Origin of the sequence: Desulfomonile tiedjei, from assembly GCA_016212925.1 — a bacterium.
Lineage (GTDB): Bacteria > Desulfobacterota > Desulfomonilia > Desulfomonilales > Desulfomonilaceae > JACRDF01.
In genome coordinates this window covers 25,716-50,171 of record JACRDF010000024.1, presented here as the reverse complement: position 1 = coordinate 50,171, position 24,456 = coordinate 25,716, and the positions used below count along the sequence as shown (strand labels likewise).

The 24,456-nt window shown below is 54.6% G+C and carries 23 protein-coding genes and 1 pseudogene; 11 read left to right on the top strand and 13 right to left on the bottom strand.

Going from position 1 to position 24,456, the window contains the following annotated elements; all coding sequences use genetic code 11:
- From HY913_10350 to HY913_10330, 5 genes are all read left to right on the top strand, one after another.
- A complete protein-coding gene (locus tag HY913_10350; protein ID MBI4963666.1) occupies positions 1-1,500 on the top strand; it encodes a TolC family protein in 1,500 nt (499 codons plus the stop codon).
- Positions 1,501-1,607: 107 nt separating this feature from the next.
- Positions 1,608-3,722: an efflux RND transporter periplasmic adaptor subunit gene (locus HY913_10345; GenBank protein MBI4963665.1), complete on the top strand. Its 2,115-nt coding sequence runs from the start codon at positions 1,608-1,610 to the stop codon at positions 3,720-3,722.
- A 25-nt stretch (positions 3,723-3,747) separates the two neighbouring features.
- Positions 3,748-5,220, top strand: a complete 1,473-nt coding sequence (locus HY913_10340; protein ID MBI4963664.1) for an HlyD family efflux transporter periplasmic adaptor subunit — start codon at positions 3,748-3,750, stop codon at positions 5,218-5,220.
- Between the two features lie 169 nt (positions 5,221-5,389).
- Positions 5,390-5,533: a hypothetical protein gene (locus tag HY913_10335; GenBank protein MBI4963663.1), complete on the top strand. Its 144-nt coding sequence runs from the start codon at positions 5,390-5,392 to the stop codon at positions 5,531-5,533.
- A 472-nt stretch (positions 5,534-6,005) separates the two neighbouring features.
- Entirely contained in the window at positions 6,006-6,545 is a 540-nt protein-coding gene (locus HY913_10330) for a hypothetical protein (protein ID MBI4963662.1), read from the top strand.
- A gap of 70 nt (positions 6,546-6,615) precedes the next feature.
- On the opposite strand, the gene HY913_10325 is transcribed toward HY913_10330, so the two are convergent.
- The 10 genes from HY913_10325 to HY913_10280 all read right to left on the bottom strand — a co-directional run bounded on the left by HY913_10325 (position 6,616) and on the right by HY913_10280 (position 15,689).
- A complete protein-coding gene (locus HY913_10325) occupies positions 6,616-7,134 on the bottom strand; it encodes a DinB family protein (protein MBI4963661.1) in 519 nt (172 codons plus the stop codon).
- A 350-nt stretch (positions 7,135-7,484) separates the two neighbouring features.
- On the bottom strand, positions 7,485-7,691 hold the full coding sequence (locus tag HY913_10320) for a hypothetical protein (protein ID MBI4963660.1): 207 nt from the start codon (positions 7,689-7,691) through the stop codon (positions 7,485-7,487).
- 360 nt (positions 7,692-8,051) lie between these two features.
- Entirely contained in the window at positions 8,052-9,494 is a 1,443-nt protein-coding gene (locus tag HY913_10315) for a B12-binding domain-containing radical SAM protein (GenBank protein ID MBI4963659.1), read from the bottom strand.
- A gap of 100 nt (positions 9,495-9,594) precedes the next feature.
- Positions 9,595-9,909 carry an RNA-binding protein gene (locus tag HY913_10310; GenBank protein MBI4963658.1) on the bottom strand — a complete coding sequence of 105 codons (315 nt, stop codon included), beginning with the start codon at positions 9,907-9,909 and terminating at the stop codon, positions 9,595-9,597.
- A 295-nt stretch (positions 9,910-10,204) separates the two neighbouring features.
- The gene (locus tag HY913_10305) at positions 10,205-10,597 is read right to left on the bottom strand and encodes a universal stress protein (GenBank protein MBI4963657.1); all 393 of its coding nucleotides are present in this window, start codon (positions 10,595-10,597) and stop codon (positions 10,205-10,207) included.
- Between the two features lie 175 nt (positions 10,598-10,772).
- Entirely contained in the window at positions 10,773-11,471 is a 699-nt protein-coding gene (locus HY913_10300; GenBank protein ID MBI4963656.1) for an ABC transporter ATP-binding protein, read from the bottom strand.
- Positions 11,471-12,232, bottom strand: a complete 762-nt coding sequence (locus HY913_10295) for an ABC transporter ATP-binding protein (GenBank protein ID MBI4963655.1) — start codon at positions 12,230-12,232, stop codon at positions 11,471-11,473. Before HY913_10295 ends, HY913_10300 begins: the two co-directional genes overlap by 1 nt.
- Positions 12,233-12,472: 240 nt before the next feature.
- Positions 12,473-13,426 (bottom strand): branched-chain amino acid ABC transporter permease, encoded by a 954-nt coding sequence (locus tag HY913_10290; protein MBI4963654.1) that lies wholly within the window; start codon positions 13,424-13,426, stop codon positions 12,473-12,475.
- Between the two features lie 3 nt (positions 13,427-13,429).
- Positions 13,430-14,296 (bottom strand): branched-chain amino acid ABC transporter permease, encoded by an 867-nt coding sequence (locus HY913_10285; GenBank protein ID MBI4963653.1) that lies wholly within the window; start codon positions 14,294-14,296, stop codon positions 13,430-13,432.
- Between the two features lie 103 nt (positions 14,297-14,399).
- Entirely contained in the window at positions 14,400-15,689 is a 1,290-nt protein-coding gene (locus HY913_10280; GenBank protein ID MBI4963652.1) for an ABC transporter substrate-binding protein, read from the bottom strand.
- Positions 15,690-16,132: 443 nt separating this feature from the next.
- On the opposite strand from HY913_10280, the gene HY913_10275 reads away from it, so the two are divergent.
- The 5 genes from HY913_10275 to HY913_10255 all read left to right on the top strand — a co-directional run bounded on the left by HY913_10275 (position 16,133) and on the right by HY913_10255 (position 22,419).
- Positions 16,133-17,509, top strand: coding sequence for an SDR family oxidoreductase (locus tag HY913_10275; GenBank protein MBI4963651.1), 1,377 nt, complete (start codon positions 16,133-16,135; stop codon positions 17,507-17,509).
- Between the two features lie 224 nt (positions 17,510-17,733).
- Positions 17,734-19,416 (top strand): AMP-binding protein, encoded by a 1,683-nt coding sequence (locus HY913_10270; protein MBI4963650.1) that lies wholly within the window; start codon positions 17,734-17,736, stop codon positions 19,414-19,416.
- A 65-nt stretch (positions 19,417-19,481) separates the two neighbouring features.
- Entirely contained in the window at positions 19,482-21,032 is a 1,551-nt protein-coding gene (locus HY913_10265) for a 4-hydroxyphenylacetate 3-hydroxylase family protein (protein MBI4963649.1), read from the top strand.
- A gap of 81 nt (positions 21,033-21,113) precedes the next feature.
- Entirely contained in the window at positions 21,114-21,497 is a 384-nt protein-coding gene (locus tag HY913_10260) for a hypothetical protein (protein ID MBI4963648.1), read from the top strand.
- 157 nt (positions 21,498-21,654) lie between these two features.
- Entirely contained in the window at positions 21,655-22,419 is a 765-nt protein-coding gene (locus HY913_10255) for a glucose 1-dehydrogenase (protein MBI4963647.1), read from the top strand.
- Positions 22,420-22,493: 74 nt separating this feature from the next.
- Here HY913_10255 and HY913_10250 read toward each other — a convergent pair whose 3' ends face one another.
- The 3 genes and pseudogenes from HY913_10250 to HY913_10240 all read right to left on the bottom strand — a co-directional run bounded on the left by HY913_10250 (position 22,494) and on the right by HY913_10240 (position 23,409).
- Positions 22,494-22,829, bottom strand: a complete 336-nt coding sequence (locus HY913_10250; GenBank protein ID MBI4963646.1) for a hypothetical protein — start codon at positions 22,827-22,829, stop codon at positions 22,494-22,496.
- A complete protein-coding gene (locus HY913_10245; GenBank protein MBI4963645.1) occupies positions 22,826-23,002 on the bottom strand; it encodes a hypothetical protein in 177 nt (58 codons plus the stop codon). Before HY913_10245 ends, HY913_10250 begins: the two co-directional genes overlap by 4 nt.
- A 266-nt stretch (positions 23,003-23,268) precedes the next feature.
- Positions 23,269-23,409, bottom strand: a pseudogene (locus tag HY913_10240) (type II toxin-antitoxin system HicB family antitoxin).
- Positions 23,410-23,588: 179 nt separating this feature from the next.
- Between HY913_10240 and HY913_10235 the strand changes: the two are divergent.
- On the top strand, positions 23,589-24,257 hold the full coding sequence (locus tag HY913_10235) for an acetate--CoA ligase family protein (protein MBI4963644.1): 669 nt from the start codon (positions 23,589-23,591) through the stop codon (positions 24,255-24,257).
- Positions 24,258-24,456: the final 199 nt, after the last annotated feature.

Genomic DNA, 24,456 nt, shown 5'->3' with positions numbered 1-24,456 from the left:
TTGACCCACTTGGTCGGTCTGATGGGAAAGATTCTCTTGTGGATGCTCGCTTGCTTCTTCGGCCTGGCAGCATGTTCCTGCCAGAGCCTGAAGTATTCCTTGCAGCGGCCACCTGTTCCCACGCCGGCCCCCCACTTTTCCGCCGCGGCTGGTGCGGCTGAACAAAGGCCTCTTCCCGCGGCGGCTGTTGTCGGGAAAAGGCGCCTGACTCTCGAAGAATGCAAACAGATGGCCCTGGCCAGAAATCTGGACTTGCACGCTGCTCGAGTAGACGAGTTCACGAAGCGTTGGATTCGTGACAGCAATCGGACAAAGATCCTGCCTCATCTCGTGTTTGCCAGCGAACTAAGCAACCGTGACAATTACGGTTATGCCTTTAGTGACGTCTTGGGCCAGGAAGGCGTCAATCCCGATCCGGCAGCGACCACGGGAACCGGCGTTACTAATTACTCAGTGGGCCATGAACGAAGCACATGGCGCTATACCCTTGAACTCAACTGGAGCCCCACCGATGCGGCACTGGCTTACTACCTCACTAAGAGCACCAATAACGACTCACTAAGGGCACATCACCAAAAAGTGCGGGTGGCGCAGAAGCTCGTGGGAGCGGTTGAAGCGTCCTATTTCAGGCTCTTGAGCTTGCAGGCTCGGCTGCGTATGGTGAAAAGACTCACCGATATAAGACATCGTGTTGCCGAGCAACTTGAAATCCTGCATGAAAAGAAGTTGAAACCGATTGAGGACTTCCATCGGGCGCGACAGAACTCATTGAGGGTCGCGCGCATAGCCATGGCCGTTGAAGAAGATACGGCAAAACAGAGGAATACGCTTTTCTCCGCCCTGGTGCTGCCTCCGGAACATTGCCACGAGGCAGTTGAACTCGACGGCAACCTGTCGGCTCCTGTATACCAGGAGAGTGTCTGCGCGATGGAACAGAGGGCTATTCAGAACCGGCCGGAAGCTTACGAAGTCGGCCTCACGGTGCAAAACTCCGTGAACGACCTCAAGCGAACCTTGGTCAAGTTTGTTCCCAAGACCACCGGCTTCTGGCGTTACACTCGAGACAAGGATCGATTCCTGTACAATAAAGACTGGAAGGATGTGGGCGTGCGGGTCTACTTCGACCTCCTCGACTGGATCAGTAACTGGGACGAATCCAAGGCCGCACGGTCCAATGTCTCGAAAACGACCCTGGCGGGTGGAGGGGTAGCAGTCGGGATTGCTTCCCAGGTGCGCGCATCAGCCGCGTCGCACCATAGGGCGTTGAAGGATTTGCGACTTTCCGAGGAGTCGGTGCAGGGGGCAAGTCGCCTCCTTGACGCGCTCAAAGCCAAGGCACTGAGCAACGACGTGAACAGGCTTGCGTTGCTTGACGCAGAGGCCGACAAATTGGAAGAAGAAATTGATCGTTTCAGGGCGCTGGGAGAAGCCAACGCCACCCTGGCGGAACTGCACGCGGCCATGGGAAGCAATTACCAGGAACATCTGCCACGAAAATGAATCGCAGGTCCGGCCGCGCAGTCATGATGCTGGACGTGGAGACGCAACTCAGTTATCATGGTGATAATGCTTAGATAGCGTCCGACCCAAGGCCTTGTGACGGTTCCATGTTCACGCATCCCCGGTTTCGCACAGATTTGGAGATCTTCGAACAGAAAGACGGTGCAGGTCATAAGATCGTCGTCCTAAAAGACCCGGTGGCCCGAAAGTATTTTCGTCTTTCGCATTACGAGTATCGGTTCCTCGGAAAGCTGGACGGGACCCTGAGCGCTAAGAAGGCTGCAACGGAACTGGAGGAAGCCGGCTATTACTATTGCGATGGGGACATAAATCAAATCTTGGCAAGAGCAGCCCAAACAGGCCTGCTACTTGGAACCGCGTTCGGCACCGCTCGCCATCAACTAGCGACAAAGCGCGGAATCGAACAGTTGAGACATCGCCAGCGCTGGGCAAGCGTGTATTTTCTCTTCATCCCATTGATCAATCCCGATCCCTTTCTTGAAAGAACCGTCAAGTATTTCAACGTCTTGTTCAACAAATGGACCGCGATCGTGCCTCTTGTGGCGTTGCCTGGCGCGGTGTACCTGATCGTCTCCGGCATGCCAAGGATACAACAAGAGTTTCTCTTCTTTTTCAACTTGGAAAACCTTGTTTACCTCTGGGTCACGGTTGCGATAACCAAACTAGCGCACGAGTTCTCTCACGCTTACACGGCTAAGAGGTTCGGGCTGCATGTTCCTGAGATGGGCGTGGCCTTTCTCATATTTTTCCCGTGCCTGTACTGCAATACCACGGAGGCCTGGGAGCTTGCCGACCGAAGACAGCGAATGGCAATCAGCGCGGCGGGCGTTGTAGCGGAAGCGGTGTTGGCAGTCTTTGCCGCGTATGTATGGTACTTTTCAAGGCCGGGGGTAATCAATTCCGTTGCCTTTTACCTTATGGGTGTTTCGCTATTGTCCACGCTCCTTATCAACGGCAATCCTTTACTGAAGTTCGACGGGTATTTTTTGCTCGCGGACTATCTTCGCCTGCCCAATCTGTATCAAAAGGCCTTCGCATATATCAGGCACTTGTTCATGAACCGCGTGCTCGGTATCTCCAACGTCCCGGACCCCGCGCGAACCGCACGCGAGAGAATGATTTTCGGGTTTTACGGATTCGGTTCGTTCACGTATCGCATCTTCCTGTATCTGGGGATCATAGCGGGGGTTTACTATCGGTTCGACAAGACCCTGGGGATTATTCTGGCGGTCCTGGCCTTTGCCCTATTCCTTGTGCGTCCCGCGTGGACCGGAACGGCTCGGCTTTTCAACCTCCGAGACAATATTCACATACGTTTCAGAGGTGCGCTGGTCCTTGCTTGTTGCCTACTTCTCCTGGCCGCGGCTTTTTTTGTTCCGATTGCCACCAACTCCATTTATCCCTGTTATCTGGATGCAGGGCAAAAGCAAAAGATCGCGGTGCCGCAGCACACCTGGGTTGATGAAGTCAGGGTCCGTGAGGGGATGCCGGTTGCACGCGGAACGGTTATGTTCCAACTGGATACGTCGGTGCTTCGACTGAATCTGGTGAAACAAGAAGTTGACCGTGACATAATCAAGAAAGAGTTGGACCTGCTACTGCTCGATGATCGCCGGAGAGCGGAAATTCCTTCCAAAGAGATAGAATTGCACCAGGTGGAGGATGAAATCCGTAGGACCAACAGGCATTTGGCAGAAGCCGAAGGCGGGGTCGTTGCGCCGTTTGATGGGGTGGTCACCAAACTCAACCCCAAGATGAAGAAGGGGTTTCAGCCCGGCGAGGGCGTGATTGTCGGGGAACTGGAATCGCTTTCCGATTTGGCTGTGCATGCGTTGATTCCGGAGCGATCCCTCAGTCAAGTCCATGTAGGACAGCGAGTTCGTGTATGGTTCCCGGTGGCGGGTGGTAAGGAGTTTGAGGCCAAAGTCAGCGGCATAAGACAGTTCTCCGAGAAGGACCTGAGCGAGTCGCCTTTTTCGAGCCGTTTTGGAGGAGAACTCGCTACGGAGGTAAGGAGTCATGACCAAAAGGACTCGCCGTTAGAGTCCCAGTATAATCTCTCGGTCCTCTTCGACCATCCGGAAGCCAATATCCCTTTGGGAATGACCGGCAGGCTCGTCGTGGGATCACCCGCGCAAAGCATTGCAGGCCGGATCGTCGATCATGTCGCACAAACCCTGAATAGAGAAGCCTTGTTTTAGAAATGTTAGAGAAAGCGGAAGAGACTTGGACCACGTTCCCGTGATCGAAAAACCTGAAAAAATCTCATTAGTAAGCTCACAGGGTACGGAAAGGGACCTCTCCCTGGCCCTAGAGCTGACTTCGCGTGCAGCTTGTTGCGATTCACTGGACGAACTCTACTTTCTGCTGACCAACGACTTGCGAACCCTGGCCGCTTTCGACAGATGTCTGCTGATCACCCATCTGGAGGGGCAATCCCGCTTCGTAGCCGCGACCCACCAGCCTGTGGTGGACAAGAAATCCAAGCTGGTCGCCAAACTCCAGGGACTCGCGCCGTATCTGGCGAAGTCGGCCGACCCTTTGATCTTGAGCCGCGGGAACGACTTCCAGGTCCTGACTCCGGAAGCGCCGCCGCAGGATACCCATGCTGCATTGCGGGAATACGGTGACCTTGCCGGGTGGAATCACCTTTGCTGCATTCCCTTGAATTACAACGGCGCGCCTGTCGCTCACCTGCTCATGGAATTTTCCGGCGACAATCTTCCGGACAAAACAGCCGTCACGACTGTGGCGAAGATCGCCCCAATCTTCGGCAATGCCCTGGCTTGTACATGGCTTGCAGAACGAAAACCTGCGATCGCCCGAGTCATCGGATCCCGGGCTGCCTCAGCGGTTTCAGGGCGCAGGTGGGCTACTCGCCGCGTGCCACTTGCCGCTGTCGTTGCCGTCATCCTGGCGGTCTTCTTATTCCTGGTTCCGTTCACCTTCTCGGTCGGCGGAGAGGCCCTGATTTCTCCAAAGGAGCGGCAGTACGCTTTCTGCAAAATTAGCGGGTTGATCGACGCGGTCTATGTGCGGCAGGGATCGGTGGTGGAGACGGATCAGAAACTGGCGGCGCTCGATCCGCGGGAACTGGATTTCCGAATCCGGCGCGAGGAGAGACAGTTCGAACTGTTGACACAGGAAATGGCCCTTTCCAGGAGCAGGGCGGTGGATGATCCGTCCTTGCTGGCCAGAACCAAACTCACGGAGTTAAAACGGCAAAGCGTTTCAGCCGAACTCGAGTTTCTAAGATGGCAACGGCAATTTCTGGCGATCACTGCGCCTCGGCCCGGAGTCATCGTCACGAAGGACGTGGAGACCCTGGTCGGAAAGAAGCTTGAAGCAGGAGAGGCCTTTTGTGAAATCGCGGAACCGGGACGCCTGTGCACGGACATCTTTGTTCCGGAAGACAGGATCATGCGCGTCAAACCCGGCCAGCAAGCCCACGTATACCTGAACAACGCGCCTCGCAAAGGTTACAGGATCGAGGTTGAAGAGATCGCTCCCCGTTCCGAAGTGGAACCGCGGCTGGGAAACGTTTACAAGGTCGTCGCCACGTTCGTGGACGATCCCGGCCCGATCAAGGTCGGCATGAAAGGGACCGGCAGTATTGATACCGGAGCTACCACCCTTTGGACAATTCTGAGCCTGAGACTGTCCACACGTCTGAATCAGCTACTGCTGTATTTCCGATAGCCTGCGTTTCTCCGTGGCCAAGAGAAAATTTAAAGAACACCTTTGGGTGAAGGCGGTTGGCAATGTGAACAGACGGCGGGCACAGCCCGCCCTACGATTGGGCGACGCGCCTCTTGTAGGGCGGGCCGTGCCCGCCGCATTAGAATGGTTGCCAAAGAGCATGTCGGAAATGGAAGACCTTTTCCGACACTTCGGCAGCCATCCCGACGAAAAATTGTTGGCAACACCCATGTTCAAGGAGACCAATCATTGGGCGAATCTTCCCGCTGTGTCGGATGCGGATATTGCTGCTCGACTGTCATTTGCAGAATAGGCTCCATGATCTACGGGCATTACACGAATCCATGCCCGGCCGTGGTGTGGAATGGGGAGCGCTATGTGTGCTCTTTGTATCTCGGGGATCCGTCCAGATACGAGCGCTTCCTGGAAATAGGTAATGGATGCTGCTTCCCTTTGAACCGTTGGAGGGAGGAAGTCATGAAGAGGAGCTGACCACGATTCGGTCTCATACCATTTCGCGTTCAAAGAGATAACATAGGCGCGGTAGGGGCGCACCTGCGTGTGCGCCCAAAAAAGCGGGCAGACACGCAGGTGCGCGCCGTACGGAGATTCTTGATCCGGCCCATTGGACAAGGATTAGTCTGGCCCGTAAGGAAGCGCATCGATATCACGCATGTTAGCATGGCGGACAACGGCGGCGCACCAGCCATTCCTGTAGCTGCCTATTGACCGAAAATTGATCTGACATGTTTCCTGCAAACAGCCTCATCTGATAGGGAGTTGAAATGTTAATTCAGTCGTACCGTCTTGAAATTGAAGTGTCGAAGCACAGCGCCGAGGAATTTGAGTACGAGGCGATAGCTCATCTGCCGGCGGACATCGCCCGAGTTCTGCCTTACTTGAATGCGACGCTCAGGAGCGGTGATTACCTGCCCGACGTCCCCGCGTTCTCCTGGCGAAAGGGAAATCACAAAATAGGTTTTTGGTCCGATCGCATAGCCGCGGACCAGCTTCAATCCCGCGAGCAAGCCAAGGAAGTGATCGATGATCTGGTGAAAATGATCAACGATCTGTGGGAGAAACGGGCCGAAATCGAGCCGGACACGAGTCCCCGAGAGAACCTGCAACCGCTGGAGATCTACCGTCTGCTTCCGCGGACCAACTGCAAGAAATGCGGCGAGAGCACCTGCTTCAGTTTTGCTCTGAAACTGGCGGCAGGGCAGGTCGAGCTGGCAAGTTGCGAGCCTATTTGTGCAGAGGACCAATACCATGAGCCGCGCGAAAAATTGGAAACACTCCTGAAAATCAAGCGGCCGCTCCTCTGAACCGCGTTGTTAACGCGAGCCTGACGCGCTTAAGAGAAGGCTTCAGGGGAAATTTCAGAACGTCAGTCCCTTATTTCTTGTGCGATCCCGCGGAAACGCCCAGGCCCTGCAAGATCTCCCTCATGTGATCTATGTGCATCCCGAGATGATGTTCGCCTATGGCCGCGATCCAAGCCGCGCAGGTGGGATATTCGCTCATCGGAGTTTCCTTAAGGAGCGGAATATGAGCCTTCCGGCCGAGCTGTTCCTCGGACAACCCTGTCGTGAACTCGGCGATCCGACGGTATTCCGATTCGAATTCCGCGAGGAGTTCGCTGAGCGTCATGCGGCTACGCTTCTCGGTGAAGAAAGGATTTTCAGGGTCGATATCAATTCGGGGAGTATCCTGCTCCACGATAGCCACAATGCTCGGCAGGAAGCCTCGGCCCTCGGGACCGCACAGGTGCGAAACGATTTGTTTCGGCGACCATCGTCCGGCAGGCGCGCGTGAAGCAGTCTCCTCATCAAGACCTTGTGTGAGACCCTTGAATTCCTCAACCTTTTGATCAATGATTTGTGACAACCGCCCGGCTTCTTCTGATGTTTGCATTGGGTTTCTCCCTTTCTCGTTGGTTGCGGAACCGGGAAAACTCGTTCCGATTCGGCGCGAACGAGTCGTATGAATTCGCCTTCGGTCGAGTGGCATGGCGCGATGATAGGCAAGGGCACGGCATGCCGTGCCCCTACCGACCAAGATCTGCAATTCTTCTCAATTTCAATGCGCCACCATATTGCGGGTTCAACAAAAAGGACGGATACTATCCGCCCTCGCAAAACGATTGTTCATCACCAATTTCATCGGACGGGCAGACGGCAAACTTCAGGGCCTCAAGGCCTGAGCCTAATCTCGCGTCAGCGTCAAAGCCTTTACATAATTGGCTTGTTTAGGCCTGCCGGCTATTATCTACACCGTCCGAACGTCAAACAACGCGCGTTTTCCAACCCCTTGTGATCAGGCATAAAGATCTTTGCCAATCTGGTCGATCGTTGTTCCGAAAGTGCGACGTGCAGACGGTGTTCGTCCTCACAGAAGCACTCGCTCACCTTTGCAGGAGCTTCCACAAAGTTCTGCTCAGCAAACTCCTTAACGTTGGTTTCTCTTTCCATTTCAGCCTCCGAATGACAGCAATTGCCTGATGTCAATTGCGCCTCGTCTAAATGGATCATTCCTCAACTGTGACTTGTGGTTACAATAAGCATCGGGCGTTTCGGTGGCAAGAATGCCCAGGCAATCCTGCGGACGGATTTATACAGATTTGCAATCAAACTGCTGACAAAGCCTTGGCCCTGGTAGGGGCGAGGCATGGCTCGCCCACCAGGGCGACACATGTGTCGCCCCTACAGTCGTTCCCTGCTGAAACCATCTGAGAGCAGCAACTTGAACGCAAATTCGTATTAGCTGATTGTGACTGGGAGGAGGTTCTCGCAGAGTTGAAGCGATCGGAAGGGTGACCTTCAGTCCAGTTTCTAGCCACGCCGCAGGCGCAACATGAACCGGCTCACTATCTTGTTCACTTTCCGCCCGATGGTTCCCGCCAGCACGATCGGCAACCCTAAGAGCAACGGCGCAATGTTGCGAGGAACGAACAGGCCTGTACTGAAAACCTTTCGACCAATTTTCAGCAACTGGGCGGGAGTATAGAATTTCCTAGTGATCTGTGCGGCGATGCGCTTGAGCCCGGGACGACCAATGCCTTCACGGTAAAGAATGTGGTCATCACCGATGAAATAACCCGGAGTGGCCTCAACGAGTTCTTTCAGAGGAGAGTATTTCTCTATCCGCAACTTCTGGTAGGTTATGGAATCGAGACCCAACTCCTTAGCGAAGACCGGGATCTGTAGCATCTCCTCTTCGGTTTCCGTCACGTTTCCGTAAATGAAATAGCCGTGGTAATAGAAGTGATATTTGCGGAAAGTCTCAAACGCTTTTCTGACGACTTCCGTGTTGAAACCCTTGTTAAGCTGTTCCAGAATCCGATCCGTCGGGGACTCGATGCCCAAAAGGAACAGTTTGACGCCGGCTCTGGCGGCTACATCCAACACCTCGGGATGCTGGAATATCTCAATCCTGGCCTGGACGAGAAACCTTTTCTTAATCCCTTCCGACAAAATCCGTTCACAAATTCGTTTGGCCCGGCCCGGATTCACGAAGAAGTCTTCATCCGCAATAAGGATGATCCCCGCGGATATCTGCCGGATCTCCTCCATTACCGATTCTATGGAGCGAGCGGAATAATTTCTCTTTTGGCCCCAAGGACTAAGGCTGAACGTGCAGAATTTGCAGTTGTGGGGACACCCCCGCGAAGTAAGGATGATGTCAAATTCCTCACCACGTAGGGCAAAGCCACCCACATTGAAATGATATTTTTGCTGCCGAAGTGTTCGATCGGGGAAACGGTAGGCGTCCACCTTTTGGAGCGGTCGGTTGGGATTGTGGACGAGATCCGACCCGTTTCGGTAGGAAATCCCCTGGATGTCCTCGCGTGCCAGGCCGGTGGCTATTTCGGCAACCGCCTCTTCCCCTTCGCCTCTGACCACCACATCGACTCCGGGGCAAGCCGCGAACACTTCCTCCAGGCAATCAGTGGCCTGTTTCCCGCCGACCACGGTAAAGATCTCCCTGGGAAGTGAGTTTACCAGTTGGCACACTTCCGGGAATTGATATTCCCAGTTAATGCTGATGCACAGGAAGTCGATTTCCTCGGTGACGAACTTCTTCAGGTTGTCGAGCCGTCGCATGGGCCCCGGTAGACGCAGGTCCACCAGAGTGACCCGTTCGACGTGCGGCTCAAGCGCGGAGGCGATGTATTCCAGACCGGTGGGAGGGAAAACAGCGAGTCCTAACGAACCCGAATGGCTGTCGCGAAAATAGGGATGGAGGCAGAGGACATGCTTATACACTGTGCCCAAGGACTATCCTCCGCAGGCGCCAAAGATTGCAGGACGTTAGGTAAGAGTCTGCAAAAGCAAACTCTTACCTCATGTTTCTGATTATATCACAGATCGGGGGTTACCAGCGAGATCTCCCGCCACCACCGCCGCCGCCGTCGCGGCGGCCGCCGCCACCACCGGAGCTACCCTTGGGGCGAGCTTCGTTCACCTTCAGAGCGCGGCCCTTGAGGTCCTTGGAATCCAGTTCCTGGATCGCCTTAAGACCTTCTTCCCTGTTCTGCATTTCGATGAATCCGAATCCTCGTGACCTGTTCGTGAACTGGTCAACGATGATTTTGGCGGAATCGACTGCGCCGTACTCTTCAAACATGCCCTTGAGTTCGCCTTCAGTGGCGTCGAAGGACAGGTTCCCAACATAGATGTTAATGCTCATTCTCTAACTCCTTGGAAAAGCACCATCACATTTCGCGAAAGCGCGTTTACGTTTACGAACAAGGGCTCTTTGTGAACGGGGAATAACCGGCTGAAAGTACGGCGTGAAAGTCCTCGGCACGGGCGCCTATGTTCTAGGTCCTTAAATCTTGCATAACGCCCGCGGTCCCGATGAAAGGTCTACTGGAGAAACACAAGTTAAGTTTCACCTAAAAATATATGCGAGCGATCTTGGCTTGTCAAGCGATTTTGCCAACCCGACCCGGCGGCTGCTGGCACTCCGGAAGTTCGATGGCTCACTTCACGGTCATCACCGGGCAAGGGGCATTCAGAATCACGTGGCGAGCGTTGGACCCGAAAAGGATCTTTCCTACCGGCGAGGTCTTCTTGACTCCCACGACAATCTGATCAACCCCGTGGTCTCGTGCGAACTGCACCAGATCTTCGCCGGGGCTCAACCCACGTATGAGAAGATGGGTCTCAACCGGAATGCCGCTTTCCGAGAAAAACTGCTCGGTATAATCCAGTTCCTCCTGAGCTTGCTTAATGTCGTCGGCAGTAGTGGTGTCTTCTCCCACGAGCGATGTCACCACACACACCGTGGCATTGAAGACCTGTGCCTGTTTCTTGGCCACGTTCAGGGCCTCTTTGGCCTGAGCGGAACCATCATACCCTACGAGAATTTTCATGGACGGTACATCCTCCGATGATTTTCGTAAAATTTGCGGCCAAGACCTATTTAAATCGAAAGGTGCCTAGTTCTCAGGCTTTGCCTCCAAAATTTCCACGTTTGAGGTGCGTGTATTGGCTGGCAGTGTCCGGGCAGAGCCTGGGAACCAGACAACTTGCCTCATCAAATCCCATTTACAGGGCAAGGTAGCGGCTGACTACTTGTTCGTCAGACCAAATCTCCTTCATGCTTCCCTCATGCACTATTGTTCCCTTCTCAATAATATACCCGCGATCGCAGACTTCAATGCAGAATTTAAGATTCTGATCCGCCAGAAGTATCGTAACTCCGTGGTCGCGGATCTCACGGATGGTTTCCATAAGCTTGCGAACAATCAGCGGCGCGAGTCCTTCGGAAGGTTCGTCGAGAAGTACCAGAGTCGGGTTCATCATGAGAGAACGGCCCAGGCTGAGCATCTTTTTCTCCCCGCCGGAGAAACTGGAACCTTTCTGCTTGCGGCGGTCGGCCAATGTGGGGAACAAGGCCTCGACCCTTTCCCTGGTCCAGTAACCGGAGCGTTTGCACACCCGGCGAGCGATATCAAGGTTTTCTTCGCAGGTCAGGTCCGGGAAGACGCGCAAATCATCGGGCATATAGGCCACACCTCGCTGCGCGATGTCATAAGGCGGCAGCTTGCAGATTTCTTCCCCTTCGAAATGGATGGATCCGTTTTTGGGTGGGGTCAGTCCCATTATGGATCGAAGAGTGGTCGTCTTGCCCATGCCGTTGCGTCCCAAAAGAGCCACTGCCTCACCGCGTTTCACCTCGAACGAGATGTTTTGTAGCACATGGGAGGTGCCGTAGTAGGTGTTTATCTTTTCCACCCGCAGCATCATGCAGCCACCTCTTCGCCAAGGTAGACTTCTCGTACTTGAGGATTCATTTTGATTTCATCCGGTGAGCCGTCCCCAATTATTACTCCTCGGTGCAGGGCGATTACCCGGTCAGACAGTGAGAAAACCACATCCATGTCGTGTTCGACAATTACAAAAGTGACATCCCCTGTTTGGGCAAGCTGCTTGATGTTCTGCAAGATTCTTGTTCTTTCCACGGGATTCATGCCCGCGGTGGGCTCGTCGAGGAATAGCAATCGAGGCTTGGCCGCCAACGCGATCGCTACTTCGAGAAGACGCTGGTCTCCGTGTGAGAGCGCGGCAGCCGTCATGTGAGCCTGACTGCCGAGCCCGACCCGGTCCAGGATTGCTTCCACATCTCCCCGAACCTCCATGTCGCGCGTCACCCTGGTGAGCATACTGCGCGCTCGCCGTCGGACCGCCAGAGACGGTATAGCTATATTCTCAAACAGCGTCAGGTTGGTAAACACGTTCACCACCTGGAAGGAACGGCACAGACCTTGCCTTACCCGACGGTGGATAGGCTCGTGCGTGATGTCCTGGCCCTGGAACCAAATCTCTCCGGAATCCGGGGCCAGGAAGCCGGTCAGCACATTGATCAGGGTGGATTTACCCGCGCCGTTGGGCCCGATGATCGAAGTGATTACCCCCCGCTGCAGAGAAAAATCCATGTCTTTTGCCGTAACCACCATGCCAAACGCTTTGTTCAGTCTGCGAACTTCCAGAAGGATCTCATCCATAGATATATTTCCTCGGTCGCGTTCCTATTGCGCCTTCAAACACGGATTCATCAGGGAAGCTTGTTTGTGTGCAAGAGTCTCCAGTGTCTTTGTCCAAACAACTCAATATCTTGCCCGCTGGGCAGGTTCCGCTGCCAGCGGAAGCCGCCCAGCGGACATGATATGGAAGTTTTTGGAGAGGGGAGTGGGGAGGACCTTTTTACAAAAAGGTCCTCCCCGCATTCTACTCTTCCTTCCCGCTCACGCTCTCGAAAAACGTTTGAAAATCTCTGCTGTCGATCCAACGATTCCCCCGCGGAACCCCATGATGATCGCGAGCAAGAGCAACCCGAACCAAAACATCCAGTTCTGTGAAAATCTCTCGACGACTTCCCGCAGGACCACGAAAACTATGCTCCCGGCCAAGGGACCTGCGAACGTGTGCAGACCGCCGATAAGGCTTACCAATACCGGCTCGGCCGAACGGGCCCAATGTGCCGCCGCGGGTGTGATATTGCTCTCGAGAAGGACGGCAAGCGAACCTGCCAATCCTGCGAACGCTCCTGAAACGACGAACGCCCCAAGCCGATATCGCCTCACCGCCAATCCGGCAAATTCGGTACGGACATGATTTTCACGGATGCCTGCCAACACAAGCCCGAACGGGGACCGGTAGATCCGGTGGACCAAAAAGATGGTTAGCAGGAAAAAGAACAGCACAAAGAAATAATACTGGTATTCCTTGCTTATCGGAATCTTGAAAAGGCCGAACGAAATCGCGGCCCGTGTTATTCCGTAAAGGCCGTCGTCTCCTCCGGTGACGCTGCGCACGTTCCACATGAGCGAGAAGACCATCATTCCGAAAGCCAGAGTAAGCATCGCGAAGTAGATCTCAGTGTGGCGTACGCAAAAAAAGCCAATGGCCAATGCCAACACACTTGCGGCCGCAACCCCGATTGCTATGCCCAGCAAAGGATGCGGGTTAAGGTGAATCGACGATAGGGCCAGACCGTAAGCCCCGGTCGCGTAGAAAGCTGCGTGTCCGAAGGAAAGCAGACCTGTCCTGCCCAGGAGCAGATTGTACCCGAGCGCGAAAATCGATAGGATCATGACTCGCATGGTCACGTACAGCATGAACGGGCCTGCGAACAAACCGATTGCGATCAGGCCGGCTAAACCCACGGCTGAGAAGAAATACTTCCAGTATAGGTTCATCTCTCAGCCCTCGGCAAAAAGGCCCTGAGGGCGCCAAAGGAGTACAACGGCCATAAGTATGAAAACCAGGAACATGTCAAGCATGGGTATAAACCTCGTACCAAAGGAGCTGAGCAGGCCGATAATCAAAGAAACGAAAAAGGCCCCTTTGAGACTCCCCAGCCCTCCGATAACGACAACTACGAAGGCTTCGATGATGATGGCTTCGCCCATCCCCGTTGTCAGGAGCCCAACGTACGGCACTGCCAGCGCTCCACCCATTGCGGAGAGCCACGCGCCGAACACGAACACCGCTGTGAACATCGTGGGCACCTTGACGCCGATAGCCGACGCCATTTCACGGTCGGACGCAGCCGCGCGGATTATCCTCCCCCACCACGTCTTTTCCAGCAGAGCGTACAAGCCCACAGCGACCAGAGGACCCACCGCAATGATAAAGAGGTTGTACACCGGGAACTGGCGCCCCACTATGGAAAGCGACCCTGAAAGACCCGGAACCGCAGGGGAACTGGCGGAGCCGGCTCCCCAGATCATTTTGACCGCATCATCGAAGATCAGGACCATCGCAAACGTCAGAAGCAGTTGGTACGGGAGTTCCAGGTGATAGACGTAGCGGAGGAGGAACCTCTCCATGAAGTATCCGACGACGCATACGACCAGAGGTCCTAGCACCAGCCCAATCCAGAAATTTCCGCCCATGGCTTTGAGGACCGTGAGGCAGACGTAGGCCCCCAGCATATAAAAGCTGCCGTGGGCGAAATTCAGCACGCGCAGGACCCCAAACACCAGGGTAAGGCCGCTGGCCACCAACCAGATAAACATGCCGGCCGAAATCCCGGCAAGACAAACGTGGACGAGAGACTGCAACATGGGCGATTACTCCGCGCCTTGAGGCCCACCTGAAATGTGGGAGGGTCGCGAGAGCACAGGGCGCTTTGAGCGACTCTGCGCCCGGCTTCTCGCGACCCGGGTGCTATGATTTGAAAGGCGGCTTCGTCCCTTCGCCTTCGAATGGCGGTCGGTTGAAACATTCCTTGGCCGGGATTACGACCTGCTTGCCCATGATCTTGAAAGGATACTTCGGGTCGGCCTTTGTCAGGCCCCACGGCACGTCGTACATCGCCTGATGGTCTTCCTTTCGGAACACGCGGTGGCCTGCGGGTGAATCCAGCTCCATCCCCTCAAGGGCTTGAATCACTTTGGCCGTTTCTTTGGAGCCGGCCGCCTCGACGGCCTTCTTGAATGCGAACATCGTGGAATACCCTGTCTCCGAAACATAAGCGGGAAAGTGATTCCAGCGTTTCTGGAACCGTGCGACCCAATCCTTGTTCTGCGGGGAATCAGGATACAAGAAGAAATACCGCCCGGAAATCCAGATGTTGTCCGGCATCTCTGACCCGAGCCCTTCCAAGACATCCATGGCCGCACCGACAGGAAGCATAACGTGTTTGATTTTTTCAAACATGCCGGCTTGTTTGGCCTGTTTCATCATGGTGATAAGCTCGCCTGCCCATTCCGTCGAGTAAAGCCCTTCAGGGTTCGCGTCCATAATGGTGTTGATATGGGGCCGAAAGTCAGTGGTTCCGAAAGGCGCCCACGATTCCGCGGTAAACTGGATGCCGGATTTCAGTTTTCCCAGCGTATCCTTGAACATATTCCAGCATGTGTAGCCATACTCATATTTCGGGCTTATTGTAGCCCAGGTCTTTGCCGGTAGGTCTTTCGCGACGAATGCTGCCGCGTTCCCGTCCTGATACGTGGGAGTGCAGATGCGGAACACCTGCTTGATCCCCTTCTTGAAGACTTCGTCCTCGGTGAGTTTTTCGGTGGCAGCGTGGGTCACCATCAAGATACGGTCCAGTTGGCCCACCACTGGAGCCAGGGCCAGGGCTTGGCCCGAAGAATCCACTCCTGCAAGGAAGTCGGCCCCCCAGCTATCCACAAAGTAGCGAGCGTTTTGAATGGATGCAGGCGCCGCGAGAGTGGAATCCCGGATCTCCATTTCCAGCTTGGCCCCGCCGATGCCTCCGGCCGCGTTGATCTCCTCGACCGCCATCACCGCGCCCATTTTGTGAAACTCGCCGTATCCGGCCAACGTTCCGGATAAGACAGCCTGGTAGCCCACTTTGATAGGGCCTTTGATCTGGGGCTCCGCGGCCCATAAACCGACCGGTTTGATGACGCCCGGCCCCAGCGCCGCGGCCGCCGCGGTCACAAGCCCGACTTTCAAGAAATCCCTACGCGTCCTTCCGTGCTCGTCCATATTCCTCCTCCTTTTCTTTCCTGCCGTATTCAGGCCCGGAATATCCTGCAGCCATATCGGCGTAACGTAGAGGCGTTAGAAGTTCACATTTCATGAGGGATAGACTGTTGTAAAACCCGGATTACCGAAAAACACTCTTAAGCTCTCCTTGGCTTCGTTTTTTGAACCGGTCGCTTGAAAGCCTCGGAAAGGCAGGGCTCGAAAGGTGTGGGACTACTTGCATGATTAGCTTTTTGAATTCTTGAATGTCAAGAATTTCCTCATGGCAACCTCCGACCGGTACGGGGCCGGTTTCGCGACAAAACATACATTTCCAGCTCCTGGTAAGGTGTAACGAGCCGAGGAGGTTGTGGTTGACACGGCATTTTATTTGTCTAAGATGTGAACAGGCACTCGGAAGATGAGTGAGCGTTCGACAACCTTCTCCCCCCAGGGGACCCGATATGAACACCATCCCAACAACAGTCAAGAACCTGGAATTAGTAGAAAAACGACGTGAACAGATCCTTCTCGCCGCGATCAAGCTCTTTGCAAAAAAGGGGTTTCACAAAACCACCCTCAGAAATCTTGCAGAAGAAACGGGTCTGAGTCAGGGCAACATATATGACTATGTCGGATCCAAAGAGGACATATTCTTCTTGATCCACCAGTTCTCGGCCAGCTCAGCTATGGAAGCCATGAAGCAAGTCGTGGAGCAGGCGGCGGAACCCCTTGAAAAGCTGCGCCGCATGATCCGTGCAGAGTTCAATACCATGGACAAACTCGCGGACGCGATCATGCTGATTTACCAGGAAGGCCACATCCTCAAGAAACCGCTCCTGAGAAGCCTCTTGAAGAAGGAACGCGCGCACCTGGAGGCATTCGAGTCCATAATTGACCAATGCGTAAAAACAAAGGTGCTCCGTGAGTGCAATGCACGGGTTGTGGCAAATTTGATCAAATCCATGGTAGACGCGTGGGTCCTCAAGAGATGGGACCTTAGAGGCCACGCCAGTGCTCTGGATGTCGAAAAGACCATTCTGGACCTGCTCTTTCGAGGATTATTAAAAAGAGATCTTGTCGAGGCAAATCCCGGCACAGAGTTGCGGCCTCTGGAAGGGAAGTCCGCAATTGTGGCAAACGGCGGTACTGTGCTGGGCACGGCCGTCATATGTTTCCTTCTGTCCCATGGCGCGCGGTTGGCAACCTATGTAGACGGTCCGAAAAGGGGCCGTGAACACCCCGTGATCAATCCCAAAACCTCCGCGACCCTCTCGTGCTATTCTGCTGCAGAACACGGGCCGATGACTCCAGATTTGTTCCAACGGATGGAAGAAGAAAACGGCCCTGTTGATATTTACATTCACGACTTGGGAATAGGGAATCTGAAGGCTTCCGGGCCCCCGCGAGACAGGCTCAAAGCCGCCAAGCGACTACAGGACAACGTGACACGAGCCGAGAACACCGCTGCCGCGGTTCAAGAAAGCATGGTCAGGAGATCTTCAGGCCGCATCATTTACATAGCGCCGTGGGCTTGGGACAGGTACGCCAATTCCCTCAGTTACGAAACCGCTAAGGGTGCGGTAATAGCCTTGACACTCGCTTCCGCCAAAGATGTGGCCAAATTCAGAGTCAACGTCAACTGTATCGTGCCGGGCTTCATCAAGGCCATACGCCCATCCAAGATTCAGAAAGAGCTGGCGGATCAACTGGTCAAAGAAATCCCCGCGTTCCGTATGGGAGAGCTGACGGATGTGACAGAGGCCGTGTCCTTCCTGGCAGGCGACTCGTCGAAATACGTCACCGGCCAAATCCTGAAATGTACCGGCGGCGCTGACTAGGGAAAAGTTTGCGGGGAGAACCTTTTTGTAAAAAGGTTCCTCCCCGCACCCCTTTCCAAAAACTTCTATATCCTGTCCGCTGACCAGCTTTCGCTGACAGCGAAAGCTGGTCAGCGGACTAGACATAGAGTTTTTTCAAGGAAACCCGGAAGATCCCGCGGGACGCGGGATTACACAAGAAAGTTTCCTCCGGGTTTCTCTTTCGGCGGTATTAAGGGGGCATTATGGAATCGGTTTATGAGAAGAGGCCCTGGTTAAGTTCTTATCCGGATTGGGTTTCTCATGATTTGGAGACAGGGCCGGCTACGGCCATAGATGACTTCAACAAATCCGTGCGGTCCTGTTCCGGTCATACCGCGGTCTGTTATTTTGAGCACGCAATTTCCTATGGGGAAATTGATGGAATGTCGGAGTCTTTGGCAGCGGCCTTCTGTGGCTTTGGGCTTCATGCCGGTGACCGGATCATAGTGGACCTCCAAAACATACCCCAGTTCCTCATATCCGTGTACGCAGCATGGAAACTCGGCATCATCGTGGTGCCCGTGAATCCTATGTACAAGGAAGAGGAACTGTCGTACTTCTGTCGTGATTCGGGTGCCAAACTACTTCTCACCATGGACGAAATTGCGTCCAGGCTGGATCTTTCCTTTCTGAAGAGCACAACTATCGAGCGGGTCGTTACGACCTCGGCCCTGGATCTGCTGCCTGCCGATTCGCCTGTTCCAGGTATGCTCAAGGCCATGAAGCGCATGACCGTTCCAGGCTGCCTGGATCTGCAAGAGATTCTGGAGGAGCATTGCGACAGGACAGTCGAGCCGCACCAGGTCTCACCGGAAGACGTGGCTTACCTGACCTATACCTCCGGCACCACGGGTCAGCCCAAGGGCGCCATGAACACCCATGGAAACATAGCTTTCAGCGCTCGCGTTTACCAAGCCATGATGCGTATCGACCCGGGCGATGTGGTCCTGGGCGTGGCGCCGCTCTTTCACGTTACGGGTGAAGTCGCGCACGCGGCCATTGCCGCTCTGGCGGGGATTCCGGTGGTGCTGTTCTACAGGTTCGATGCCGGAGAGGCCCTCAGGCTCATAGAGCGCTGGAAAGTCACCATGACGGTTGCTTCCATCACAGTCTACATAGCCATGACGAATCACCCGGATATCAAAAAGAGGGACTTGTCGAGTTTCAGGAAAGCGTACAGCGGCGGAGCCCCTGTTTCCAAGGCCGTGGTCGATCAGTTTCAGCAGTTGACAGGCCTGCTTCTTCACAATGTTTACGGAATGACCGAGACCAATTCACCGTCGCACATCACCCCACTCGGTCAAGACGCGCCGGTGGACGAAGAGAGCGGCGCTCTATCTGTGGGCGTGCCCGTGCCCAATTCCGTTTCCAAAATTGTGGACCTCGAGGACGGCTCGCGTGAGCTGGCCCCGGGCGAAGTGGGTGAAATAGTGAATCGTGGTCCGATGATTATACCCGGATACTGGAACAAGCCCGACGAAACGGCCCATGCCATAAGATCGGGGTGGCTTCACAGCGGAGACGTTGGGAAGATGGACGAGAAGGGCTGGTTCTATGTAGTTGATCGAAAGAAGGACCTTATAATCGCGTCGGGGTTCAAGGTATGGCCGAGAGATGTGGAAGATGTGTTGTATCAACATCCGGCCGTCCGTGAAGCCGCTGTTGTGGGCGTGCCCGACCAGTATCGAGGAGAGACCGTGAAGGCGTTCGTCGCGCTGAAAGATGGTTTGGACCGTTCGGTAACCTCCGACGAAATCGTAGCCTTCTGCAAGAGTCGGATGGCAGCGTACAAATACCCGAGACAGGTTGAGTTTGTTTCAGAGATCCCCAAGACTTTGACGGGAAAATTCTTGCGCAGGGCCCTCCGAAAACCGGAGAACAAGTAGGCCCTTTATGAGAAATTCTTCACTTCCAGAGCAACCTTTATGAGCCCCAAAAGGAGAATCCGGCCATGGCAATTATGACAGGACGTGAATACATCGAATCGTTGAGACAATTGGAACCCGAGGTCTATTTCATGGGTGAGAAAGTGACCAATGTGGTGGACGAGCCCATGTTCGCACCTCACATACATACCGCGGCAATGACTTACGAACTGGCCCATGATCCTCTGCACGAGGAGATCATGACAGCAACCTCCCATCTCACCGGCCGCAAAATCAACCGGTTCACCCACATACATCAAAGCATCGACGATCTGGTCAAAAAGGTGCGCATGATGCGCTTGCTGGGCCAGAAGACAGGGACCTGCTTCCAGCGGTGCGTGGGCTTCGACGGACTGAACACCATGTACGCCATGACGTACGACATGGACGCAAAACACGGGACCAACTACCACGAGCGATTCAAGGACTTTCTCCAGTACGTCCAGGAGCGGGACTACATGTCCGCGGGCGCAATGACCGACGCCCGAGGAGACCGCAGCCTCAGACCCCACCAACAAAAGAACCCGAAACTGTACCTCCACATTTCGGAACGCCGAGACGACGGCATAGTCGTGAACGGCGCCAAAGCCCACATAACAGGTGTTATTAACTCCCACGAAATCCTGGTAATGCCGACACGAGCCATGGGAGAAGAGGACAAAGACTTTGCCGTTTCTTTCGCGGTCCCGGTGAACGCAAAAGGCATAAAGCTCATTTTCGCGCGGCAAACCAATGACAGCCGTCGGCTCGAAAGCCCCTTGGACTCCGGCAATCCCAAGTATGCCTGCGTAGGCGGAGAAGCGCTTATCCTGTTCAAAGACGTATTTGTCCCCTGGGAAAGAGTTTTCATGGCCGGGGAATACGAGTTTGCGGGCCAATTGGTAGAGACCTTCGCTGCGCATCACAGAGCCAACTATGGCGGGTGCAAAGTAGGACTTGCGGACGTAGTGTGCGGCGGCTCCCAATGGCTTGCGGATGCGCACGGCGTTGCCAAAGCCTCTCATATTCTGGACAAGCTCACCGAAATGGTCGCCTTGGCCGAAACTTGCTGGTCCTGCTCTCTGGCCTGCTCTTATGAAGGCCACAAGACGGCCTCCGGAGCCTACGGCGTGAATCCTCTGCTTGCCAGTGTCACCAAACTGAACATCACTCGCATGGTTTATGAGTGGATGCGTGTCGCGCAGGACATAGCAGGAGGGAAGATCATTACCCTGCCTTCGGAGAGCGACATGAACAACCCCGACGTAGGGGAGGTGGTTGCGGAATATTTCGCCGGCAGAGAAGGGGTGGACGTGCACGACATTCTCAAGATGCTAAGGCTGATCGAAAGCATGTCCATCGGCGCGGGCCTGCCCGAAGCAATGCACGGCGCGGGTTCACCGGCAGCGCAGAAAATCATTATCGCGCGCCGCAGCGGCATTGAAAAGAAGCGAGAACTTGCGGAAACCATTGCGGGTATAAGGAAAGACGAGACGTTCGAAAAGATCCTCGGGAAACCTGAAGAAGAATACTGGCAGGAGACAAAGGAGAAGATCCAGGCCGGAAAGGTCAAGATCTGCCATCGAATCACCGGCTAAAGGGATTTTCACGAGAAATCCTTGTCCATCGCAATTTGTCCGTTTGAGGTGTTCCGGGATATACCTCCCGATGGAGCATAGTTGTCGAGGCTGATCAGCGTTGCAGCGAAAATGGAGGACCAACCCACACATATTCGCGTTCGGTATTGCGGAGGCTGTAATCCCGAAATAGATCGAGGCGCGGTGGTGAGCCGTTTGAGGGAGATCATGCGATCCACGGGAACGCAAGCCGTTCCTTCCTCAGATGGCGAGGCCGACTGGTTGCTGCTGGTCAACGGTTGCCCCCGAGCATGCCTTGAAGAGGAGTATGCCGAGGCCGCCGGGTTGCCTCGCTGTATTTCGGTGGAGGGCGCCCACGTGGATCACAGACCGGTTGCCGAAGAGGAGTTGGCCGAGATTATCTGGGAGACAATCGCTTCTTCTCACACCTATTCGGCTGTGGTTCATACCAGTTCTCGAAAGTAATCACGGATTGACCGGTGGGTGTCCCGCCAACGCGGGACTACTCCATTCAGGAAAAACCTTTGAGGATCACTATAGTAACCGGCCGCGATGGTTTGTAGGGGCACGGCATGCCGTGCCCGCCGCTCGAAGTTCCAAGAAATAACGAGGATGAATCCACATGACCCAAGAACTCTTTGACTTATCAGGCCGAGTGGCCCTGGTGACCGGCGCATCCAAGGGCCTGGGCAAGGCAATGGCGCTGGCCCTGGCAGGTGCGGGCGCGGACGTGGCCCTGTACGCACGGAACAAAGAAGAACTCCAGGCGGTCAAGGAATCCGTGCAGTCCCTGGGTCGGCGAGCCGAGATCTTCTGCGTAGACGTTCTGGACCACCTGTCGGTAGACGAGAATGTGAAGAGTACGCTGGGAGCCTTTGGATACGTAGACATCCTTGTAAACAATGCAGGTGTAAATGTCCGAAAGCCTGTCCTCGAACTGTCCCCCGAAGAGTGGGACACCGTACTAAACACGAACCTGAAGGGTTATTTCCTGATGGCCCGCGCAGTGGTTCCCGCAATGCTTTCCCGCGGGTCCGGCAAGGTTATCAACATGGCCTCCATTCTTGGGGCCGTGGCGCTTCCGTCCCAGTTGGCCTATGCTTCCAGCAAGGGCGGCGTAATACAGATGACCAAAGTGATGGCCCTGGAATGGGCAAAACAAGGCGTACAGGTCAACGCCATAGGCCCGACCTACTTTGAAACTCCTCTGGTGGCCCAATTGAGAAACGACCCGGAACGCTTTGGCTTCATCGTAGACCGTACTCCGATGGGGCGATGGGGGCAGCCCGAAGAACTTGCCGGGCTCGTGATCTTCCTGGCCTCCCGAGCATCGGATTTTATCACCGGCCAAACCATCTTCATCGACGGGGGCTGGACCATCTGGTAGTGTTTAAGTCAGGCTCGGAGATTGCTGTTAGGCGGGCAATGACTCTGAAGGGGTTCTCATTGTGCAGATGATCCTCAAGCTTGGTTGTTCGGCGTCTTGAGGCGGCGACCGGACTGGGTTTGCTTTCCTTTAAGCTCGCGTTTGACCTCAGAAAAAGCAATCTCCTCAAGCTCAATCCGCTCACGAATAATTCGAGTAAGCCACTCTTCGATGCTCTTCTCCCTGTGGAGCTTGGCCAAGAAAGCGGCTCTTGCAGCAAGTTTGGCAGGGATGGACAAAGAGGCGGCTTTGGTCCTGCGAACCTGAATGGGCTCCTCCCACGCCGAATCATTGTCGGCTTGGGCCACCACCATGCTATCAATTTCTTCTTCAGAAGGTTTTCTTTTCGTAGTCTTACTCTTTGTGATCATATGGGCCACCCTGTAATAATACGAACTACGCCTTTCGGCTTGAGCTGAAAGATGATCTTCAGTCTACGCCCCCCGACCGTCTTGCCGTGCAACTGATAACGACCTCTAAATTCCTTGTTCCTGCGCACCTCGAAACCCGAAAAGAAGCATTCCACCGCCTCATTGAAAGCCACGCCATGAACTCCTAGCTTATCTCGCTCAAAGTCATACTCGATGTCTGACGGAGTGAAGCGATGCCAATTAACCAACTATAGTCTAACCTATCTATGGTCTAACGCCAAACCATGCTTAACGCCCCCGCTTCACGAACGGGAACCACCCGAGGGCTTGTTATCTCTTGTCGCTTCTTTTAGCCGTCAATCGTCATATGGAACGACTTCTTGTCCCTGACACTTCGGGCAGTTGGAGTAGCATGAGGAACTCCGGGAACCTTGTCTCCTGCGAGGTCATCGTAGATGTCCTTCAGATTTTCCTGAAGTTCATCCAGGGTTTCTCCCTGCGTCATGTAGTCCGGAAACTCCTCGATGTACCCCAGCCACATTCCTTCGTCCTAGCAGTACACGTATCGCACTGTCTTCATGCCCCTATACTAGCGCGCCCCATCTCCCATTTCAATCACAAACACGAAGTCCACGGTCAATAAGGCGAACATCGTGATGGCCTCTTTGTCTCGTGTCTTATGGCTTGAATGGGAATCCGCGGATTGTCGTTGCACGCGGGGTCTGTTCGGAGCTATAAAGATCGTCTGGGAGGCATAAAATGCACATAGTAGAACAAGCAGTTAGTGAAGGCAGAAAAACACTGTCCGAGTACGAATCCAAGCAGCTTCTGGCGGAATATGGCGTGCCGGTGACGCGGGAAATCCTCGTCCTGGAACGCAAAGATCTGTCATCCGCGGCCAGAGAGATCGGATTTCCGTTGGTTGTGAAAGGCTGTTCTCCCGACTTAAGCCACAAGACGGAAATGGGCATGATCAAGGTCGATGTGCGAAGCGAAGAAGAAGCCGCCGCAGCCTTTGACGAATTTATGGCCAAGATGAACTCGAACCGGGGAGGGGTCCTTGTTCAGGAAATGGTCAGCGGCAAACGTGAACTGATGGTGGGGATGACACGCGATGCACAATTTGGTCCCTGTGTCATGTTCGGTCTTGGGGGCATCTTCACCGAGATCCTCAAGGATGTGGCGTTTCGTCTGGCGCCCTTGGAGCCGGTGGATGCTATGGCTATGATGCAGGATATCAAAGGCCGCAAAATTCTTGAGGCAATCCGTGGAATGGAAGCCGTAGACCTGGATCAGATGGTGCAAATCCTTATTAATGTAGGACGCTTGGGCCTTGAAAACGACAAGATCAAAGAGGTGGACGTTAATCCTCTGATCATCAGTAAGGGCAGGCCGGTTGCCGTTGACGCCCTTGTGGTGCTGGAGTGAGCCCGGACTGACACTTAGCTCGGGCTCTTCCAAAGGTTTTGGCATCTGAGACCCTCTCAAAACTCGGAAGGTGCAGAATCGTAACACGAACGCCCCTCACCCTGGCCCTCTCCGGCAGGGGAGGGGGCTGCTGTAGCGCCGGCATCTTGCCGGTTGTCCCCAACCCTCTCCCACTGGAGAGGGGTCGGGGTGAGGGCAA

Coding starts and splice junctions, on each gene's coding strand:
- HY913_10290 (MBI4963654.1), bottom strand. CDS start 13,426: ATGAACCTATACTGGAAGTATTTCTTCTCAGCCGTGGGTTTAGCCGGC.
- HY913_10275 (MBI4963651.1), top strand. CDS start 16,133: ATGAACACCATCCCAACAACAGTCAAGAACCTGGAATTAGTAGAAAAA.
- HY913_10310 (MBI4963658.1), bottom strand. CDS start 9,909: ATGAGCATTAACATCTATGTTGGGAACCTGTCCTTCGACGCCACTGAA.
- HY913_10345 (MBI4963665.1), top strand. CDS start 1,608: ATGTTCACGCATCCCCGGTTTCGCACAGATTTGGAGATCTTCGAACAG.
- HY913_10265 (MBI4963649.1), top strand. CDS start 19,482: ATGGCAATTATGACAGGACGTGAATACATCGAATCGTTGAGACAATTG.
- HY913_10325 (MBI4963661.1), bottom strand. CDS start 7,134: ATGCAAACATCAGAAGAAGCCGGGCGGTTGTCACAAATCATTGATCAA.
- HY913_10335 (MBI4963663.1), top strand. CDS start 5,390: ATGGAAGACCTTTTCCGACACTTCGGCAGCCATCCCGACGAAAAATTG.
- HY913_10250 (MBI4963646.1), bottom strand. CDS start 22,829: ATGATCACAAAGAGTAAGACTACGAAAAGAAAACCTTCTGAAGAAGAA.
- HY913_10295 (MBI4963655.1), bottom strand. CDS start 12,232: ATGGATGAGATCCTTCTGGAAGTTCGCAGACTGAACAAAGCGTTTGGC.
- HY913_10300 (MBI4963656.1), bottom strand. CDS start 11,471: ATGCTGCGGGTGGAAAAGATAAACACCTACTACGGCACCTCCCATGTG.
- HY913_10330 (MBI4963662.1), top strand. CDS start 6,006: ATGTTAATTCAGTCGTACCGTCTTGAAATTGAAGTGTCGAAGCACAGC.
- HY913_10255 (MBI4963647.1), top strand. CDS start 21,655: ATGACCCAAGAACTCTTTGACTTATCAGGCCGAGTGGCCCTGGTGACC.
- HY913_10320 (MBI4963660.1), bottom strand. CDS start 7,691: ATGGAAAGAGAAACCAACGTTAAGGAGTTTGCTGAGCAGAACTTTGTG.
- HY913_10285 (MBI4963653.1), bottom strand. CDS start 14,296: ATGTTGCAGTCTCTCGTCCACGTTTGTCTTGCCGGGATTTCGGCCGGC.
- HY913_10235 (MBI4963644.1), top strand. CDS start 23,589: ATGCACATAGTAGAACAAGCAGTTAGTGAAGGCAGAAAAACACTGTCC.
- HY913_10305 (MBI4963657.1), bottom strand. CDS start 10,597: ATGAAAATTCTCGTAGGGTATGATGGTTCCGCTCAGGCCAAAGAGGCC.
- HY913_10280 (MBI4963652.1), bottom strand. CDS start 15,689: ATGGACGAGCACGGAAGGACGCGTAGGGATTTCTTGAAAGTCGGGCTT.
- HY913_10270 (MBI4963650.1), top strand. CDS start 17,734: ATGGAATCGGTTTATGAGAAGAGGCCCTGGTTAAGTTCTTATCCGGAT.